Origin of the sequence: Mycoplasmopsis agalactiae 14628, from assembly GCF_000266865.1 — a bacterium.
GTDB lineage: Bacteria > Bacillota_I > Bacilli_A > Mycoplasmatales > Metamycoplasmataceae > Mycoplasmopsis > Mycoplasmopsis agalactiae_A.
Genome location: NZ_AJPR01000006.1, coordinates 90977 through 108941, shown reverse-complemented (window position 1 = coordinate 108941; position 17965 = coordinate 90977). Strand labels below are relative to the sequence as shown.

At 32.9% G+C, this 17965-nt stretch carries 16 protein-coding genes and 1 pseudogene; 15 read left to right on the top strand and 2 right to left on the bottom strand.

Features of this window, described 5'->3' with window-relative positions:
* Positions 1-66: 66 nt before the first annotated feature.
* Positions 67-228: a hypothetical protein gene (locus MAGB_RS04330; protein ID WP_004024083.1), complete on the bottom strand. Its 162-nt coding sequence runs from the start codon at positions 226-228 to the stop codon at positions 67-69.
* Between the two features lie 955 nt (positions 229-1183).
* Here MAGB_RS04330 and MAGB_RS01660 point away from each other — a divergent pair.
* The 14 genes and pseudogenes from MAGB_RS01660 to MAGB_RS04450 all read left to right on the top strand — a co-directional run bounded on the left by MAGB_RS01660 (position 1184) and on the right by MAGB_RS04450 (position 14384).
* Positions 1184-1783: a hypothetical protein gene (locus MAGB_RS01660; RefSeq protein WP_004024082.1), complete on the top strand. Its 600-nt coding sequence runs from the start codon at positions 1184-1186 to the stop codon at positions 1781-1783.
* Positions 1783-3588 (top strand): terminase TerL endonuclease subunit, encoded by a 1806-nt coding sequence (locus MAGB_RS01655; RefSeq protein WP_004024081.1) that lies wholly within the window; start codon positions 1783-1785, stop codon positions 3586-3588. The genes MAGB_RS01660 and MAGB_RS01655 overlap by 1 nt, the downstream gene beginning before the upstream one ends.
* A gap of 112 nt (positions 3589-3700) precedes the next feature.
* Entirely contained in the window at positions 3701-4915 is a 1215-nt protein-coding gene (locus MAGB_RS01650) for a phage portal protein (protein WP_004024080.1), read from the top strand.
* Positions 4908-6734: an HK97 family phage prohead protease gene (locus MAGB_RS01645; RefSeq protein ID WP_235750725.1), complete on the top strand. Its 1827-nt coding sequence runs from the start codon at positions 4908-4910 to the stop codon at positions 6732-6734. The genes MAGB_RS01650 and MAGB_RS01645 overlap by 8 nt, the downstream gene beginning before the upstream one ends.
* A 52-nt stretch (positions 6735-6786) precedes the next feature.
* Complete coding sequence (locus tag MAGB_RS01640) at positions 6787-7125, top strand: hypothetical protein (protein WP_004024078.1); 339 nt, start codon at positions 6787-6789, stop codon at positions 7123-7125.
* Entirely contained in the window at positions 7112-9760 is a 2649-nt protein-coding gene (locus tag MAGB_RS01635) for a hypothetical protein (RefSeq protein ID WP_004024077.1), read from the top strand. Before MAGB_RS01640 ends, MAGB_RS01635 begins: the two co-directional genes overlap by 14 nt.
* Positions 9753-10307 (top strand): hypothetical protein, encoded by a 555-nt coding sequence (locus tag MAGB_RS01630; protein WP_004024076.1) that lies wholly within the window; start codon positions 9753-9755, stop codon positions 10305-10307. Before MAGB_RS01635 ends, MAGB_RS01630 begins: the two co-directional genes overlap by 8 nt.
* The gene (locus MAGB_RS01625; protein ID WP_004024075.1) at positions 10308-10748 is read left to right on the top strand and encodes a hypothetical protein; all 441 of its coding nucleotides are present in this window, start codon (positions 10308-10310) and stop codon (positions 10746-10748) included.
* Positions 10738-11202 (top strand): phage tail tube protein, encoded by a 465-nt coding sequence (locus MAGB_RS01620; protein ID WP_004024074.1) that lies wholly within the window; start codon positions 10738-10740, stop codon positions 11200-11202. Before MAGB_RS01625 ends, MAGB_RS01620 begins: the two co-directional genes overlap by 11 nt.
* 2 nt (positions 11203-11204) lie before the next feature.
* Positions 11205-11603, top strand: a complete 399-nt coding sequence (locus tag MAGB_RS01615) for a hypothetical protein (RefSeq protein ID WP_004024073.1) — start codon at positions 11205-11207, stop codon at positions 11601-11603.
* Positions 11566-11718, top strand: a pseudogene (locus MAGB_RS04650) (Gp15 family bacteriophage protein); the annotation flags it as partial. The gene MAGB_RS01615 and the pseudogene MAGB_RS04650, both read left to right, overlap by 38 nt.
* A 12-nt stretch (positions 11719-11730) precedes the next feature.
* Positions 11731-11865, top strand: a complete 135-nt coding sequence (locus MAGB_RS04545; protein ID WP_268869543.1) for a hypothetical protein — start codon at positions 11731-11733, stop codon at positions 11863-11865.
* Complete coding sequence (locus MAGB_RS01610) at positions 11866-12789, top strand: hypothetical protein (RefSeq protein ID WP_004024072.1); 924 nt, start codon at positions 11866-11868, stop codon at positions 12787-12789.
* Positions 12789-14384, top strand: coding sequence for a hypothetical protein (locus MAGB_RS04450; protein WP_004024071.1), 1596 nt, complete (start codon positions 12789-12791; stop codon positions 14382-14384). Before MAGB_RS01610 ends, MAGB_RS04450 begins: the two co-directional genes overlap by 1 nt.
* A 7-nt stretch (positions 14385-14391) precedes the next feature.
* Here the strand turns inward: MAGB_RS04450 and MAGB_RS01600 are convergent, their stop codons facing one another.
* On the bottom strand, positions 14392-14886 hold the full coding sequence (locus MAGB_RS01600; RefSeq protein ID WP_100214095.1) for a hypothetical protein: 495 nt from the start codon (positions 14884-14886) through the stop codon (positions 14392-14394).
* Positions 14887-14931: 45 nt separating this feature from the next.
* Between MAGB_RS01600 and MAGB_RS01595 the strand changes: the two genes are divergently transcribed.
* Positions 14932-17958 (top strand): hypothetical protein, encoded by a 3027-nt coding sequence (locus tag MAGB_RS01595; protein WP_004024069.1) that lies wholly within the window; start codon positions 14932-14934, stop codon positions 17956-17958.
* Positions 17959-17965 lie beyond the last annotated feature (7 nt).

The following is a 17965-nucleotide window of genomic DNA, read 5'->3' as shown; positions in this document are numbered from 1 at the left end:
TTGTTGAAGTTGCTAAGTTTTTAAGTTTACAAAATCTAATGAATTTATTTAACACTTAACATCAACCTAAAGATTGTGCTTCTTAGCAACTTGTGGATAGTTTTTTCATATGTATTCAATTAATGCATTTTTAGTTAACTGTCCAGTAATAAGACCCATTTCTCTTAGTTCATCTAACGCAGAGATTAAATTCTGTGAATTGTATAAATATATTGCTTTATTTTTCATAACTTCTCCATTCATTCAGCACTCTATTGCCTGTCTTTATTGTATTATAAAACAATGCAAACACAAAGAAAAATTAGAAAATAACGCAATAAAAAAATATGGAGCCAGGAGTGAATTATCTCTTTAGTAGCTGGCCGGCTTGTTGCCAACTCGTGCATTGCCTTGTTGCATTTGTGCTTAAAAATTTAAGGACTTAAGCATATAGTGAACACATACATTATTTGTGTAGGTAATACTAAATTTGGTTGTAATAAGGGGGGGGTCTAAAAAAATAAGTAGTTGACCATTAACCCCGACCGCTACTCTTTTGTGCATTTTTTGCAAATTTATAGCAACAGGAAAATCCCCGGACCTGCTACTTACGAGTATTTTTTATGGAAAATTTTCACAAATGTAAAAAAAGTTTTGTTTTAAAAAACTCATAACAGGCTTAAAAAGTTAAGACAAAACACCCCCTAAGTTAAGACAAAATGGGGGGTCAGTTAAGACAAAACACCCCCTAAGTTAAGACAAAACACCCCCTAAGTTAAGACAAAACACCCCCTAAGTTAAGACAAAATTTTTGCTCCTATGCTGTCTTAAGTACCCCCCTATTTTGTCTTAAGTACCCCCCTATTTTGTCTTAAGTACCCCCCTATTTTGTCTTAAGTACCCCCCTATTTTGTCTTAAGTACCCCCCTATTTTGTCTTAACTTTTTAAAAAAATATTTTAACTAATGCAATATAATTATAATTATAATTTAAGTTATATACTACGTACATATATGCACACATATACACACATGCATGAGAAAACTGAAAAAATATAAAAAAAATAGGGGGAAAATAGGCATTTTTATAGAAAAAAATATTAGATTTTTAGAATTTTAATTTTTAGCCTTGTTTTGTGTGAAAAATAAATGTTTTTGTTTTATAATTTTTATGCTAAAATATACCGACCAATTTTAGGAGCAGAATGTTTAGAGTTGAGAACAGAGAAGTCATAGAAAACCTGAAAAACGAATTGCTTAAGATTAACTCAAGCATTGACTTTAACTCTGTAACCATTCAGCTAACTTTAAACACAATCGACAGTTTATTCACACGATTACATAAAGCGAAAAAAATGGAGTTATTATGAAGCAAAAAAATAAAGCCCCAAAAATTGGAAGTTTTAAGCTCAGAAATTAACTACCTAAAAAAGCAAATAGAGAAAGAAACAGCCGAGCTTGAAAGGGAGAGTATTTTTTTGCAAGACATAGAACTAAACACAAACACCGAACAGGCAAATTTAAATATGTATGATATGGCCAAAAGATGAAGCACATCTAGTGTTAAAAACCTGGACAAGCTTTACCGCCGGTATGCAGATTTAAGTGAGACATATTTCACACTTCAAAACGACAGCAGCATCTTTACATTCGACTATAAAGGCAACATTGTTTCAAAAAACACAGAATACCAAGATATTCTTGAAAAAATACTTTTGAATATTCGAGCAAATATTGACAGCAGTATATCAATTGAAAAACTCAAGAGAATTGCTTTAGATGATGATGAAGAAAGCGACTTTTAATGAATTTACAGCAAACTTTAAGTTCTGAATATTGGCAAAAGGTATTAAATTGAGCCAGAAACGCCCCTACAATCGATTTCGTCACTCAGTATGCTATAAATGTACTCCAAGATGATTTCATCGCGTCTGCGGCCGTTAAAATGGCCTGTTGCAGGCATTTGCTGTTTTTATATCGCTCCAACTTAGAGCCTGACTTTCCTTTTTTCTTTAAAACTGACACTCTTGATAGGTTAATTGCTTTCAGTAATAGCATCATAATTCCCGAAACAAGGAAGCCGTTTATATTTACTGATTTTAGGAAGTTTATTGCTGGTTTTGTTTTTGGTTGAGTTTATAAAGATGAGCCGGATAAGTTAATCACAAATGAAGTGTTTGATGTTGAAGCACGGAAACAATGAAAGTCATCATTTTGAGCAATGATTGCATTAGCAACTACACGGGGACTTTTAGGGGTTGGCAAGCAAGAAGTTTATTTTTGCGGCCCGCATAAGGCTAGCAGTAAAATACCTTATGACATTGCTTTGAATTACATTAAGGCTTCTAAAAAACTACAAAAAAAGTTCAGTGTTTATAACTCGTTGCGTATTGTTTCAAAAAAGGAAGGAATAATTAAAGCCTTGCCTTTTGATAAAGCTGGACTAGAAGGGCAAAACCCTAGTTTGGTTATTCTTACCGAGTATCATTTGCACAAAGACGACACTATGCAAGAAAGTGCAAAAAGCAGTAACAACTTAAGTCGTAAGAATCAGCTTATTGTTTATGACACCACAAAAGGGAACAACATTAACTCAGTTTGCTATTACAGGGAAAAGGACTATAAAAACTTTTTAACCGAGCAAATAATGACCCCCGAGAGTTTGCACCCCAACTTTAATATTTTTATTTTTTGCGCTGAGTTAGACGAAGAAGATTACGAGAATTGACAAGATTCTAAGCTTTGAGCAAAGGCAAACCCTGGACTTAATGTAACTGTCAGTCTTGATGCTTTAGTTTCTGAATTTAATGCAATAACAAACGCTCAGGCCGAAGCTGAGTTTAAAGCTAAAAGATTGGGAATGTGAACAAGCGCTGCTTATGCTTATTTTTCAATTGACCAAATCACTGAAAGCCTTGAGCACTGCCAACCAATAGTTGAGAACTTTTTAAAAAATAATTCGCTGAAAGATCTAAATGCATTAGTTGGCCTTGATTTATCAAGCAACATTGACACGACTGCACTCGTTATCCATTGAGAAATACCATTAGAAAACAATAAAAGCATTTATGTCTTTGCTGGTCACGGTTTCATCCCTGAGACATCTATTATCAAAAAGGAAGTGTCAGATAAAGCTAGATACAGAGACTGAGTGAATAAAGGGTATTTTACAATCACCCCGGGAAAAGTCATTGATTATGAGCATATTGTTAAAAAGTTATCTGAATGAAACAGAGACTTCAAAATTAACAAAATATTGCACGATTCTTGGCAAAAGCATTCAATAAAGCAATACATAATCGGTAGTAATTTATTCAATAACGCCGACTTCGTTGAAGTAAAGCAAGGTGTTTATTTAACTCCATTTTTTAGATTATTTGAGCAAAAGCTTATGAATAAAGAGATTTATTTTATGGATTTTAACGAGATGCTAATCTCTCAAATGTTAAATGTAAATGTTAAGTCAACGACATCAGGCTCAGAGACCTTGTTTATCAAAAAGCTTAGCACAAACAGCAGAATTGACAGCTTTATTGCTTGTTTGAATGCTTTAAGTGAAAGACATAACACTTTAACAAATAAACCTGAATTAATTTATGACATTGTTTAGTTTTGCGTTATACTATGTATGTAAACATACATATATTCTAGTTAGCAAGAAATAGATAGTAAAGCTTGTGTGCTTCCCCTTGACCCTTTTAACGTGATAAAAAAGGCGGGGAATGGGATTTTTTTCTTTTTTGCGTAAGAAACCTAAAAAGATAACTGAGAGTGCTGGACGCTTTCAGGATTTTAGTTATTCATTAAATGATTACTCAACGTCTGAATTACTGCGCTCACTAAGCCCGAGTGAGTTTTTAATGTACGGTCTTATGGTCAGAGCCGTTCAGCTAATTGCTAATGATATTGCCAAGGTTAATTTCACAATACAAAGAAAAAAAGCGAATGGTGACATTGAGCACAGCCAGGACACTTATATTGCTAAACTGCTAAATGATAAACCTAACAATAGCCAAACCCCTTGAGAGTTTAAAAAAACATTAATATGGAACCTTTTACTGTATGGCTCTTGCCCTATTTTAATTGTTAAGGATGACTTTAACAACCCAATTGAATTATTGCCCATCTTTCCTTATTATGTAAACAAGGTAGAAAATGAATCAGGGGCAAAATATTTCTATGTAAAGAAAGATAAGCCAATAGAAATTTACTCTGATGAAATTATTTGAGTTGAATATGAAATGATTCAGGGCTTTGATTCTTTAAATATAAGAACCTTATTTAAGTCAACAATTAGCAAAATAAAAGAGAATGAGCTAAGCATTATAAATGCCATTAAAAATGATATGCGAAGCAGCATGTTCATAAAGGTTAAAGACATAACCAACAATGAGCAAAGACGACAAGCTTCTGAAATGCTTAAAGAAATGATGGAACGGTCTAAGAAAACTGGGTCTTTAAGTGTTGTATTAGATGAAAGGTGAGAACTAGGGAAGGCCACTGACATAATTAACACTCAAATAGATTTGCAAACCAGAAACAGTCTAGGGAGAGAGTTCGCAGCTTCCTTAGGTATTCCCCCTGCTAAGTTAGGCATTGATGATCCTAATAAATACAACTCATCTGTTGAGTTGAACCGGGCTTATGTTGATAATTCACTCAAGCCTTTATTGATTAATTTATGCCAGAGATTGACTCTATCTTTAGCAAATAAAGATGAAAAAATAACATTCAAAACCATTGATTTATTAAGTGTTGACATAAAGAGCATTCAGGAATTTGCAGCAAGTGCCATCAATAATGGATATGCTACAGCCAATGAAATAAGACAGTTGCTTGGTTTTGATAAGCATCCTGATGGGGATAAATTGTTAGCAAATGGAACGCTAACGCCTGTCAATGATTTATCTAAGCTGAAAGGAGAAAATATTGAGTAAAAAATTAATTTATTTTAGCAAAGATCCTATTATTAAGCAGGATCAAGAAACCAAAACCTTGGAAATGCGAATTGAATTAGATAGCTGGTCTCCAGTTTATAAAGATATAACAGGGCAAAGATATAGAGAAAAAATTGCAGTAGATGCCTTTGATGAAACTATAAACAGCAAGAAGAAAATAAACTCATATTTAGATCACAAGATAAGCATTGAGCACTTATTAGCTTCAACCGCAAACAACACCTTAATTGTTGAAAAAGAAAACAGCACAATTTATGCCAAAATGAAAATTGACCAATCTAACCCTTTGCATTTGAAAGTTATGCAATTAGTTGAGCAGGGGGTAATAGAAAGCAATAGTTTTATTTTTAGCAATGCTGAGCGTGAAATTATTAAGTCAGACAGTAAGGACGTTGACTATGAAGTTGTTTATAAAAAAGGGGAACTTATAAGTATAGACCCTGTGCACTCTGGATTTTTCCCACAAGATACTTGCCGGGTTTATTCATTAGACCAGAACAACACAATAAATGAGTTTGAAATAAATAGAAAAGGAGAAATTATGAAACAAGAAAACCAACAAGAAACACAAACAACAAACAACGAACTTTTAGAATTGTCTGCAAAAGTTGACATTTTAATGAACGGACAAAAAGAGATGATTGAAGAAAGAAAAGCGAGAAATGAATTGCTTAAAACTTTTGCAACTGCTAAGCCTGAAAATGCAATTGTTAATAATGAACTAAGCGACAAAGAATTCATCGAATTAAGACATAAAATTACAAGCGCTAAAACTTTAACAAATGACGAAAAAATTAAGTACTACAACAAGAGCCTAGACTACTTAAGCAATGAGCAAAAAAATGAAATTAAATATATTGATAGCTCAGTTTATGAAAAGCTTGAAAAAAGAGCACTAGATGCAACTGATGACAAAAAAGGTCTTGCATTAATTGAAACAGTAACAATGCCTGGTATTTTGCAAGAAGTTAACTCAATTTTTCCAGAATTTACAGAATACACACAAAGCGTAGCATTGACTGGCTTAGATGAAATTGCGAAAGCCGTATATATTCCTGACGCTACTCCTATTAGTGCAATTAAAGAAGGACAAGAAGCTACTAAATTTGGCGGTGCAACATTTAAGGTAAAAATGAGACCAACACGTTATGCTGTTGAATTAACACAAAGCAATGCCTTAAGTCGTGGTGATGAAGCTTGAGCAGCACAAATTAAAAATGCCAAAAATGGTATTTGAAAGGCGTTAAGAAAAGAATTATACAAAGGGTTATTCACTCATTCAGCTTCAGTATTTAACAAAGATACATACACTGGTGGCTTTACTAAAGAAGCTGAAAGACAAACACAAAGAAAAGGCCTATTTACATTTGATGACATTGAAGTAATTTGTAAAGAGTTAATAAGCAAATATGGTGATGGTGCACTTAATGAATACCTTATTGCAACACACCCGGATACATTGGAAAGTTTAGAGCGCAGATGAAAAGCCGACATTCTTGATGCGAGAAAAACACTATATGACCCAGTTGCAAGAACATATAGGGGAATACCAATTTTAATCAGCGATGACTATCCTGAGAATGAAATTAAGGAAGGCAAAAAAGTTGCAGCATTCTTTAGAAAAGACGCTTTATTAGCTTACGGACTAACTCAAACTGTGTCGGAGAACATTTACTCAGATATGAGCAAAGATCAGTCACACAGATATGTACAAACTAGGGGAGAAATTAAATTAATAGACCCACACGTTAACTCAAGATTCATTGTTGTTAGTGCTAAAAATACAAGGGAAGAATAATATAAATTTTTAGGGCACTAGTTTTAGTGCCTTTATTTGTAAAAGGAGAAAAATGGACTTATTAATAGAAACCAGCATTCCCTTAGAGTGGCTTAATAGCTTTAAAAATCATTTGCGTATTTATGATGATTTACAAGACGAAGCACTTTTTGAATATTTACAAATTGCACGCAAGAACATTTGAACACAGTTTTATAACTTTAAACTTGTAAACGGCGACATTGATATAACACATCCTTGAGCTAATGATTTAATAACAAAAAGAGCAACCTTTCACTTAGCCGCTACTTATGTTGTAAACCCTGACATTTTTGCAAAAGGGAGCCAGGTTATTGATGATAAAAATATTTACAGAATTTTAGGAGACAGAGTATTTTATGGCGCGTATTAATCACATTGACACAAGAAACTATAGCGAAGCTTTTTATGTTGTTAAAGTTGTACGAGAAAATGAAAACGGGCTCTTAGCTAAAAAAGAGTTTTACTCTCGTTATTTTTATGGCTCAATTATGCAAGATAACAGCATTGAAAGCAATTCAAGCGCAATAGATGAAGTACAAAAGTTAAGCATAAAAATGTTAAAAACTTCAACTTTCAACATCGCAGTCGGTGATTTAGTTGTAAGAAATGATAAAGTTTTCCAAATTGTAAATATTAATTTTGACCTATATAACAATCAAGAGCAACAATTAAAAGCCAATTATCTAAGTGAATTAAGCGCTCAAACTGACTTGGCTAATCATTTAAAGCAAGTACAAAGCCAACCTGTTCAAAATGGTCTTAATGTTGTAGCTAGTCGCAAGTATGTTGACGATAAAGTCGAAGCTGTTTTAGCCGATTTTAATAATTGAAGCAGTAGTTCTGAAAACTCTTATCAAGAACTAAAAAATGACACACGTAGAATATTAGAGCAATATAAAAATGACTTTAATGTTAAAGCAGATGCCAACAGTGACTACATTTCAAAACTTAACAATGAATTAATCTCTCTAGATGCTAAAGTAGACAAAAATAACACAGGCGTGTCTAATGAGCTAAGTGATAGTAAAAAAGCACTTGATAATAAAATTGAGCAAAACAAAAAAGAACAGGAAATAATAAATTCCAACGTTGACAAGTTAATAAAAAGTAACAGTCAAGAATTAAATGCAAGCATTAATGAAACAGCAAACAGTTTAAGAAGTGAAATAAGCAAAAACAAAGAAGACCTAGAAAACAGCATAAACAAAAATGCACAAGAAGCAGCAGAAGCATTAAATAATGCCAAAAGTGAATTAAGTCTCTCAATGTTTACAAATAAGCAAAATAGTGACAAGTCTATTAACGAATTAAAACACAAAGATAAAGAATTATTTGAAACATCTAGTCAAAACAAACAGGACATTACAGAACTAAAACAAACCACTCAAACAAATAGAGACAGCATTACTCAAGCAAATAATTTAATTGAAGAGTTAGCACGAACCGATGAGAAGTATCAAACCAAGCTTGATAAGTTGGACGCAAAAGACAGAGAACACGATGGGTCACTAGCTACATTAAGAAGTGAGTTAGACTCACATCACACTAAAATTAGTGCTTTAGAACATCAGCACAACCAAGAGCAAGGAGAACTGGAGAAAAAATTTGCTTCATTAGAATCTGCTAACCAAGACCAGAACTCAAAAATTAGTCAATTAGAGCTAAGCCTTAATGCTAATTCAAAAGCCGATTCTGAAGTTCTTAAAAAATTCAATAGTTTAAGTTCAGAATATAGCACCAAAAACAGTCAATTGAATTCTCATATTCAAGACAACAAACACAAAATTAGCCTGTTAGAGACTAGTACAAAAAACATTGCAGACTACTTTGAAAAAACTAATGCACTAAATAGCTGAAAAACACTATGAGAAAGACAAATTCCAAGGATTCCTGTCATTGAAGACGCTGTTGCAAAAATAAATAAAAAAATTTCTTTAGTTGATGGCATTAGTGCTTTGGAACAAAAAGTAAACAGTCATCAAAGCTGAGCGTCTAAAGTTAGCAAAATTGATGGACTGGAGACTAAAGTTAGCAGGCTAAATATTGTAACTGATAAGTTAAATGAATTTGATGCTAAGTTTTCATCAATTGATCCCTTTATTAATAAAGTCAATTCTATTGATGGCATTAAGTCAAGTTTAGAGAACAAAATAAATGCAAACAGTGGAAAAATAACGTCGTTAAATGAACTAAAAAGCAAGACACAACAACTAACTAGTGACTTAAGTGCCCTAAAAAGCAATAAAGAAACATGGAACAGCGCAAGTGAAAAAATTAACACACTGGACACTAGATACAAAAAATATGCAATGGAAACATATGAGGAGTTTGCTCGTGATGGTGATAACAGACTACAAGTACAGAGTTTAGACATATATCCGTCTAATAACAACCAAGTATCTTTGAAGCTTGAAAACTCTAATGGTGCAGCATCATATATTAGCCATAAATATAATGATTATTTTAAAATCGAGCCTTTTGGTGCAACTTTATTAGAGACCGACTCAAGTGCACACATAACGGGCGGAACGCTTAAGGAATACATTGACGATAAAAGCAAACCAAAAAGACTTAAAACAATTCACAAAAAAATAGGTGGCGATTATTGAACTACTGAAGGTAAATACCCCTGACCTTCTTTGTTTAGTTCTGCAATAACAATTCCAAGAGACAAAGTCATATTTATAAAATTGCACTTACAAGGTCCTGAGTTTTTTCATTCTATTTCTGAACATGTTTTTACAGAATTACCAAGTTTAACTGAGCAGCCTACTTTAGTGACTTTCCCAGTTGTCAAGGGCTTCCGCAGATTCGGTTATGAATTTCAAGCAGATTTTTGAACTAACCTGTCATTAGGTTATGGATCTTTTTTTCTAAATGGTAGTGATAAACTGATATTTCAATTACACGGTATTTTCACTCTTTATAATGCTGGCGCTTCTTCTATAGGAGATGTTAACCGTTTAGACATTGATGTTTACACATTAGAGACTGAATATGAGTAATGACTTTGAAGTACTTTTAACATTCAAAAACGATGCAGAAGTAAAAAAAGAATTTTACAGACTCTTGGAACAAAAAATTAATAGAGCAAACTTTTTAAAAATTATTAAACAAGATAGTTCAAGGAATTGAGTTACATCAGAAGTAAACAAAGTTAAACAAAAGACTTATTCATTTATTCCTGAAGGCTCTTATCTAATGAAATCGTTCTACAGAAGCGGCCATAAAAAGGGGAGTTTGAAGGACTTAATAATTTCATCAGTTGAAAACACTCCTCTTGGCATAAATGCATATGTTGGAGTTAATAATGACTTTATTGCTAAAGATGGTTCTTACTATTCACTTTTAGCTGGTTTTAGGTATGAAAGTAGTACAAGAAAACAAGCAAGTAAGGAAAAAATTACATACAAATTTAGTAAAAAAGAAGCTAAAAAAGATCCAATAAGAAAAGCGTATAAAGTAGTGGAGAAGAACCCTAAGAAGTACATAAAAAGATATATTGATGAAGTGTTTATTAATGGCATAAACGAGCTAAATAAGGAGAAGTAGATGAATTGAGAACAGCAACTAGCAAATAACCTGTACAACAAGCTAAATAATTCAATTAATTCATTGCCACCTTTTAGCTATCAAATAATTGAGCACTCAAATAATAACGCACTACTTTTTAGGATGCAAAACACGAATGCTTTCCCGCTATATTTTAATGATGATTATTTAAGGGTTTCATATAGAGTTGTGCTTTTGGATGATAAATTCAACCACAGTGAACAGTTAAATAGACTACAAAAAATAATAGAACAATTGGCAAGTTATTGAAGCGATGAAAATTTCGACATTATCAAAAAGCAAATAAACAATATGAACATAGCACCAAACAGTAAGACGAATGTTTTACAAGTCAATAATGTAAATTTTGCACTAGAAAGCCAAGAGTACACATTTAATATTGACTTGCTAGTCAAAAAGAAAGGAATATATGAAAAATAATGAAGCAAGACTATTTATTGCGACAAGTCCAAATGAAAAAACAGACGAAGCAAGAAAATACTCAGAAATTAAATTCATAACTGAATTAAAACATAATTACAGCAATAAAAAGGAAGACAGAATATATTTGCACAATAAAGGGCAAACAACATCAATAACAACTGGAATAACACAATCATTAACTGTCTCAATTGACTTTGATAATTCTATAGATTCACATCATTATTTACTGTCTTTATTGTTAGGTTCAATTGAAACTCTTAACAACCAATACATCAGGATAGAAATCCCAACAATTTCAAAAAATAAAGACTCTAAATATGTAATTGTTCAAGGCAAGGCAACCATCAACTTTAAAAACCATTTACCAAGCGGAAATGCGGACGAAACACAAAAGCTAAGTTTTGACATATTACCACAGGATTATATTTGAGAAGTTAAGGAAAGCGCTTAATTGTGGCTAATTTTACCCTTAAAGACTTAGAAAAATACAACGAACCTGATATTTTCATAGTTGATGAAAAAACTAAATTTAAAGTTGACACCAGTGCTCATTCTATCCTTAAGTATCAGCAATTTGTTAATAAATACAAAGACTTTCAAAGCATTAGCTATGAGTTATCTGAAAAAGCCGATAGAGAGTTTTTAGAAATTATGCTGTGCAAAAATGATGCGAATAAGGTAATTAATGAATTCAAATACAAATACAAACCACAAGCTATTGTTTACATAATCCACGAATTGCTCAAGTTTTGGCTTGAACAAACAACCGGAACCAATTTTGAAAAAGAAGGGGATAAAAAAATAAGTCCCCCTATTAATTGACTACATCCAAGACTTAGACCTAATAGTTAGTGCACTCAAAGCACAATACAATATCAGTCCAGATGCGATTTTAAAACTTAAAGGGAAAGAGTTCATTGCCTATTTATCAGCCTTAAGTGATGACACTCTTTTATCTAAAGTAATAACAGCAAGAAGTTTGGATGATAGTCAGCTACCTGAAGGGTATAAAGAACTCAAAAAAAGGTTTAAATTAAGCCCTACAACAGGCGAAAACAGTGCAAGTAGTGCTTTAGTATCATTTGCCAAAGCAATGGGCGGAAAGGGGCTTTAAATGGCCATAGGAAGGGTAAACCTAGATATCCAGGTCAGAGCGCGCAATATAAGCAAAGAACTGAACAAAATAAGCCAAAAGTTCTCTTCAACAATCAATAGCATAAAGGATATGTTTTCCGGGCTTAAATTGGGTTCGCTGTTTATGAGCGGAGTAAATGGTGTTGTCGATGAATATATGGCTAAAATGAAATTATTGGCTAATTTGCATGAGCGCGGTTTTAGCAAAGAACAAAGCCAAAACATTTTGGACTTAAGTGATAACTTTGAAAACTTAGGATACTCTGCTGAAGTTGCAAATGAAGCTTTTACACAATTTGTTACAACAGGTAAGGCTTCGAGCTTACAAGCGATTGGAATTTATCTAGACAAAAACACAAGAAGCACACTTTTAAATGCTGATGCACAACAACGACTTAATTGAGTGCTTGAAAATGGTAATAAAAGCTTAGATGAGCAAAGAAAATCAATGCCTGAACATATAAGAAACCAATTAGAAATGCGCAAGGCAATTGATGACACAAAAAAGGCATTAGGGGCAAGCTTTTTAAAAGCAATAAGCAATATAGTTAATGCTTTCGGCGGTCTTAGTAATACTTTAAAGATTGCTCTAGGCGTATTTGCGGCGTATCGTACAGCTATGATATTAGGTAATGTTGCTATCGGTATAGCTAAAGCTATAGCACAAGGTGGGGTTTTTGCAGCTCCTATTGCAATTGGCCTAGGTGTCTCAGCATTGGCAGCCATTGGTGCATTAATTGGGGGCAGTATTATTGCTGGCAATAGCTTAAGCCAAAGCGCAAGCGCCTCAGAAACTAATGATCCTAAGGTTCAAGTGTCAAACGTTGTGGAAGTTAGCCTAAACAGTGACAGGTTCGGCGAAGTTCAAAATATAAACGGAAGTAATATAGGCAGAAATAATTAATGAAAATAAAAGATTTTAAAAATAATTTGAAGCTTGTTATTGACGGCGATGATAATTGAGCATTTAGCAATGAAATAGACATTGAATATCATGCCATTAACTTTAGCAAGGTAACACTTCATAATGTAATCCATAAGTCTATCCTTAATGAAGGACTGCACTTAAATAATCATCCTTATTTGTCAAAGCTTAACACCTTTGCATTAGCTACTTTGTACTCAAATAATAAGCCAATATTTACCGGGATAATTAACTCACAAGGGCGCTATAGTTTACGGCCAAATGCAGTAAAAGACAAAAGCATTGAAATCGTGGACATAAGGCTATTTATTAACCGTATAACCCCGCCTGGCTTAACTTTTATAAATATTCATCCAGCTCAAGCTTTAGATGAATTAATCACAGCAATGGACGAGCCAAAAATTAAAAAAGGCAATGTCAACTTTACAGACACTGCACCAATAATTGCATACGATACAACAAGCAAGTCTCCGTATAGCATATTAAAGGAAATAATTGCCACTCAAACAAGAAGCTTTTTATATTTTAGTCAAGACGACCAAGGCAATCTAACAATTAACTTTGCCTCTGAAAATGACTTTAAACAGCGAAAAGCAATCGAGATAAATCACTCTAATTGAGACCAGCACAAAATTATTGATATAAAACTTGAAGAAAACATAGACGGTTATTACAACAAAATAAGACTAGAGAGCGACAACATCACATCAACAATGCCAACTCAGGAAATATTTGCGCCTAGTGGAAACAGCAAAAGCTTGTGATTAAGTGATCCATTTGGCAAGTTGCCTTTATTTAGTGATCCAATATTTAAAAATTACTACTACACAACTGATAAACCTTTTGAACATATTCCATTAACTATTGTCTCAAAAAAAGAGTACACATTGGGCAAAAATTGCCACCTGTACTATGAACAAGGGAGCAAAGAGTTAGTTTTTAGTGATAAATTCGAACACTGAAATATGGTTTTTAACATCAGTTATTACTCTATTGACAAAAGAGCTATTACAGTTGAAAATACCGCGGAAATTGAAAGAGTTAATAAACTAAGCACATTCAAAGGTGACCTGTTTAAATTTGAGCGCTTTAATGATATATCAGACCTAAACGATCTAGTAAGACAAGCAAGCAATTTACTATCTCTTAACTCAAAGCCAAGGAAAGAGCTTACATTAATAACCACAAGCCCATTTTTAGAATTAGGTGACGTATTAAATTTAAATTTTAATGATTTCATATTTGACGGGCGCTATATTGTGCAGGGCTTTAGCGGAAAAGTAAAAGGCAACAATGACTCTATCTTACTAACCTATCGTTTGCGTAATTCATTGAATAGTGACACATTAATTAATTTATACGACCCACAAACCTTTAAAATTAACCCATTAATACTAGACAAAGACGAGTTTGTTGTTTATAAATATGCTGACCTTACAAAAGACTCATCTTTATGATACTATCCAAGCAAAACAGTAAGTAAAAAAAGCATAAAAGCGCACAATTTAAGTACTGAGCAAGCTTATGAAAGACTAAAAATTAAAGAAGCACAAATATATAAAGTCTATAAATAAAAAAGCACTATTGTTGTGCTTTAGGTGATGCTTTTAAGTACATTAATTCGATTGAACTATTAACAATAAAGCCGGTTGAAGTTATAAATAGCAATGAACTTAGACCAATTATTGTTCCGAAAAGTGCGTTATAGGCTCTGATTGCAACCTTAAATGTATCAACACTTACCGCTTTGTTTTCATAAATACCATCTTTAAATGCGTGTTTTAAGAATGTAACAATTATATTTTGCCGTGGATCATTTTTTATGCTGGGGAACTTGCTAGATAATTCATCAAGGGCATTATATATCTTCACTTTTCCATGTTTAAAATCATTCAACCCTTTTACATCAATAGAAAAGTACTTCTGCCAGTATGTTGGCTCATCAAAAGTATAATTTTCAGTATTTAAGTCTTTTATTATTCAAGCACACACACCAATTGAAACAACAGACAAAATAACAAACACCGAAAAAATAATTATTTTGATTTTGTTCTTTTTAAATACATCATTTTTCATACTTTTATATTTTAGCATTTTTGGCTAATAGAAAGGAGTTTATGTATGAAAACTTCCCCCCAGTGATTTAAGACTTTAGTCAAGTCAATAACAGCAAATGACCAAGTTTTAGGTGAAATGCTAGCCGAAGCAAACAAAGAAAACAACAACATCAGTTTTTCTTATAAAGTAGCCCCTAAAGAGATAAATATAGACTTCAAAGGCCTGTCACAGCCTGAAGTATTACCTTTATTTTTAAAAAACTTCCTCGAGTATGGAAATAAAATAGAGCAAGCTCAAAAGATAATAGCTTCATCCAATCATTTTGCAAGGTTTTATAGTTCAACCAGAATAATAAACATATGAAATTATGACCTAGGTTGCTATTTTGAATTCATAGACAATTATGGCAAAAATAAACCTTCAATAACTTTATGCTTCAAGGATAACTTAAACAATGGGATACTTCCGGGGCTTTTAAAAGTTGAAAGGCTAAAATCTGGCTCATTAGTAGCAATCACTAACAACAATGAAATAATATGCTTCAATGATTTATTAACATTAAGAGAAGATAATTCACCTGGCATTAATATTATTTTCAAAGCACAAATACCAAATGAAGAACGACAAAATGGCAAAAGAGTGTTTGCAATAAGCGAAAGTCAAGTAAACAATGACCTTATAGACTTAGCAATATGAGACTCAAACTCGCTCCGCATATGATATGGGCAAATCGACATAAGCCCCAAAAATGCGGAGAAAAAATGGACTCATGCACAAGAGATAAAAGTCACAAATGAACGTATTAATGACAGAGATGAACTGGTAAGATCCACAAGTGAAGTTTTCGAAGTCTCAAATGTCAGAAATATGCTATTAACAACATCAGAAAAAGTCATAAACAATAAAAGAGAATTTTTTGGCAATATGCTTGTTAATATCGGACCGGAATCAAGAAGCCGTGCATTTGATGAAGCACAAAGAACTGCGCACATAAATGTTAATAAATATACTTACCGTGAAGCCGGGATAGGTTATGTAGATGGTTTATTTCAAAAACAACATTTAGATAAGAAAATTGATGACCCTGGCTATAAAGTAAAAGGATATGAAAATTATGCATTATGTGTAAATCAAAGATATGACACAATATATGAAATTAATCCAACTGAATGAAGAAACAAATTAAACCCAAGCGGCGCTAAAGTTGTAGGCGTTGATTGACTAAATCCCCATGAGCTTATTTTCCATCACGATTTTTACATCACGATTTACAATGAGGGGGAAGTAGTTCGAGCTTATGATAAATTTAAAAAATCCGATTGACGGGCTACCTTACCGTCTGATTTTAGAGATATTAATGTCGACCCTGACAGATATTTCTATGCTAAATATGACTTAGTAAACCCAAGCACTGATTTTACACTTAATTCAATTGAAGGACGTCTTAGCGGGTACAGATATGACCCTTACAAACTAAGGGAAAAACTGTCATTCAAAATACCTGACGCCGACTTCTATCTTACAAAATTACTAAGTGACCCAAACGCTACAATTAAAAATGAAGTAAGACTAAGAGACAAGCACACAGTAGAGTTTAGAATTACAATAGCTGGACATACACTTGAGAATAAGTTCCAGTTTGAGTTGCCAGGCAAAGAAGTTGGCATAGGCGCTGACCTTACACATAACTTTGTAGCAACCGGATATTTAGAAGTGGAAACAGAAGCCAAAGTTCTTACCGGTAATGCTGATAATTCTCAACTTATCCACTTACACTTCATAGAAGGCGAAAGTAAAAGCAGTTTAATTTTTGCAAAAGATACCGGAATAGACGATGTTCATAGCACTGGCAAAGGCGTAATTATTAACAACAATGAAATACTTGTGCCTGTTTTAAAAAATGCAGATGCTTCGAGTAATAGTTGGAAAATTTATCAATTTAAGAATAACTTAGAAATAAATGACAATGGCCTGCTTAACAAACAGCAAGCTAAACTCTATGCCAGATTGCCACAGGCATTAGTCAAAAATCCTAAATTGTATGCAATAACTGAAAATGCTAACGATAAGCCTTGAGTATTTGTCGTTGATGATAATTTCATTGGCTCATATGTTGGCCAAAATAATAGTGAAGTGTTGCCAAATACTAATGCGCAGTTTGAACTGTTTCAAATATATGATAATGACAGTAATGCTTATAAATTAAACTTAAGCAACGAGTCAGAGCTGATGATTTTTAGAGAGCAAAATAATGCAAGAATTTTAGGTAATTTTACAGATGAAAAAAGTATCAAGTCATTTAAGAAGTGAATAAACTTACGCTATGATGGCAAACCTTATCATAAGGACAATTTCCCGTATGTCTATGCCTGAAATTACAAAAGAGACATATTACAAAACAATTTTAAAGCAGCATATTGCGCTGATGAAGATGGAGAGTTTTATTTACCTATCAAAGACACAGTTGTAAAAAACAATGAAGTTAAGTTCATAAGCATTTTAAAAAATACAACCCTAAACACTCCAACTGGTAAATTGAATGCTCATAAAGTGCAAATAATAGATAACAACAGTCAATTAATTGATGATAAAAAACATAATTTCCATCATAAAACCCCTTTTGATAATTATCAGATAACCTTTGCCTTAACTTTTAATGTCTTTATGTTTGAAAATAAGCTAGTGAACGAAAGATATGCTAATTTAATTGCTTCGCTATGAAAAGACACAAGTAGTTTCGATAAGTTAAGACTTACCCATTTTAGAGTTAAAGTTAAATTGCCTAAATATGATACAAGCCAAGGCAACAAGAGATTTGTAGGCACATACGAAACAACTAAGGAGTTTGAAATTAATCCAGATAATGTCTTAATTGAAGGTAGTAGTGCATTTATGTATTTTCCTTTTGCAATGGAAACTGACCCAAATGTTGACACAGTAATTAGTGACTTAGAAATTGGGAACAGGAACACAGGTGAATATAACAAAGTGGCTATGTTTGATAAGGTAATCATTTCCAAGGATGAAAGTGTGTCACATAAATATACATATGAAATTGTAAAAATGAAATTCTTAGAGTATTCAAGCTAAGAAAGGG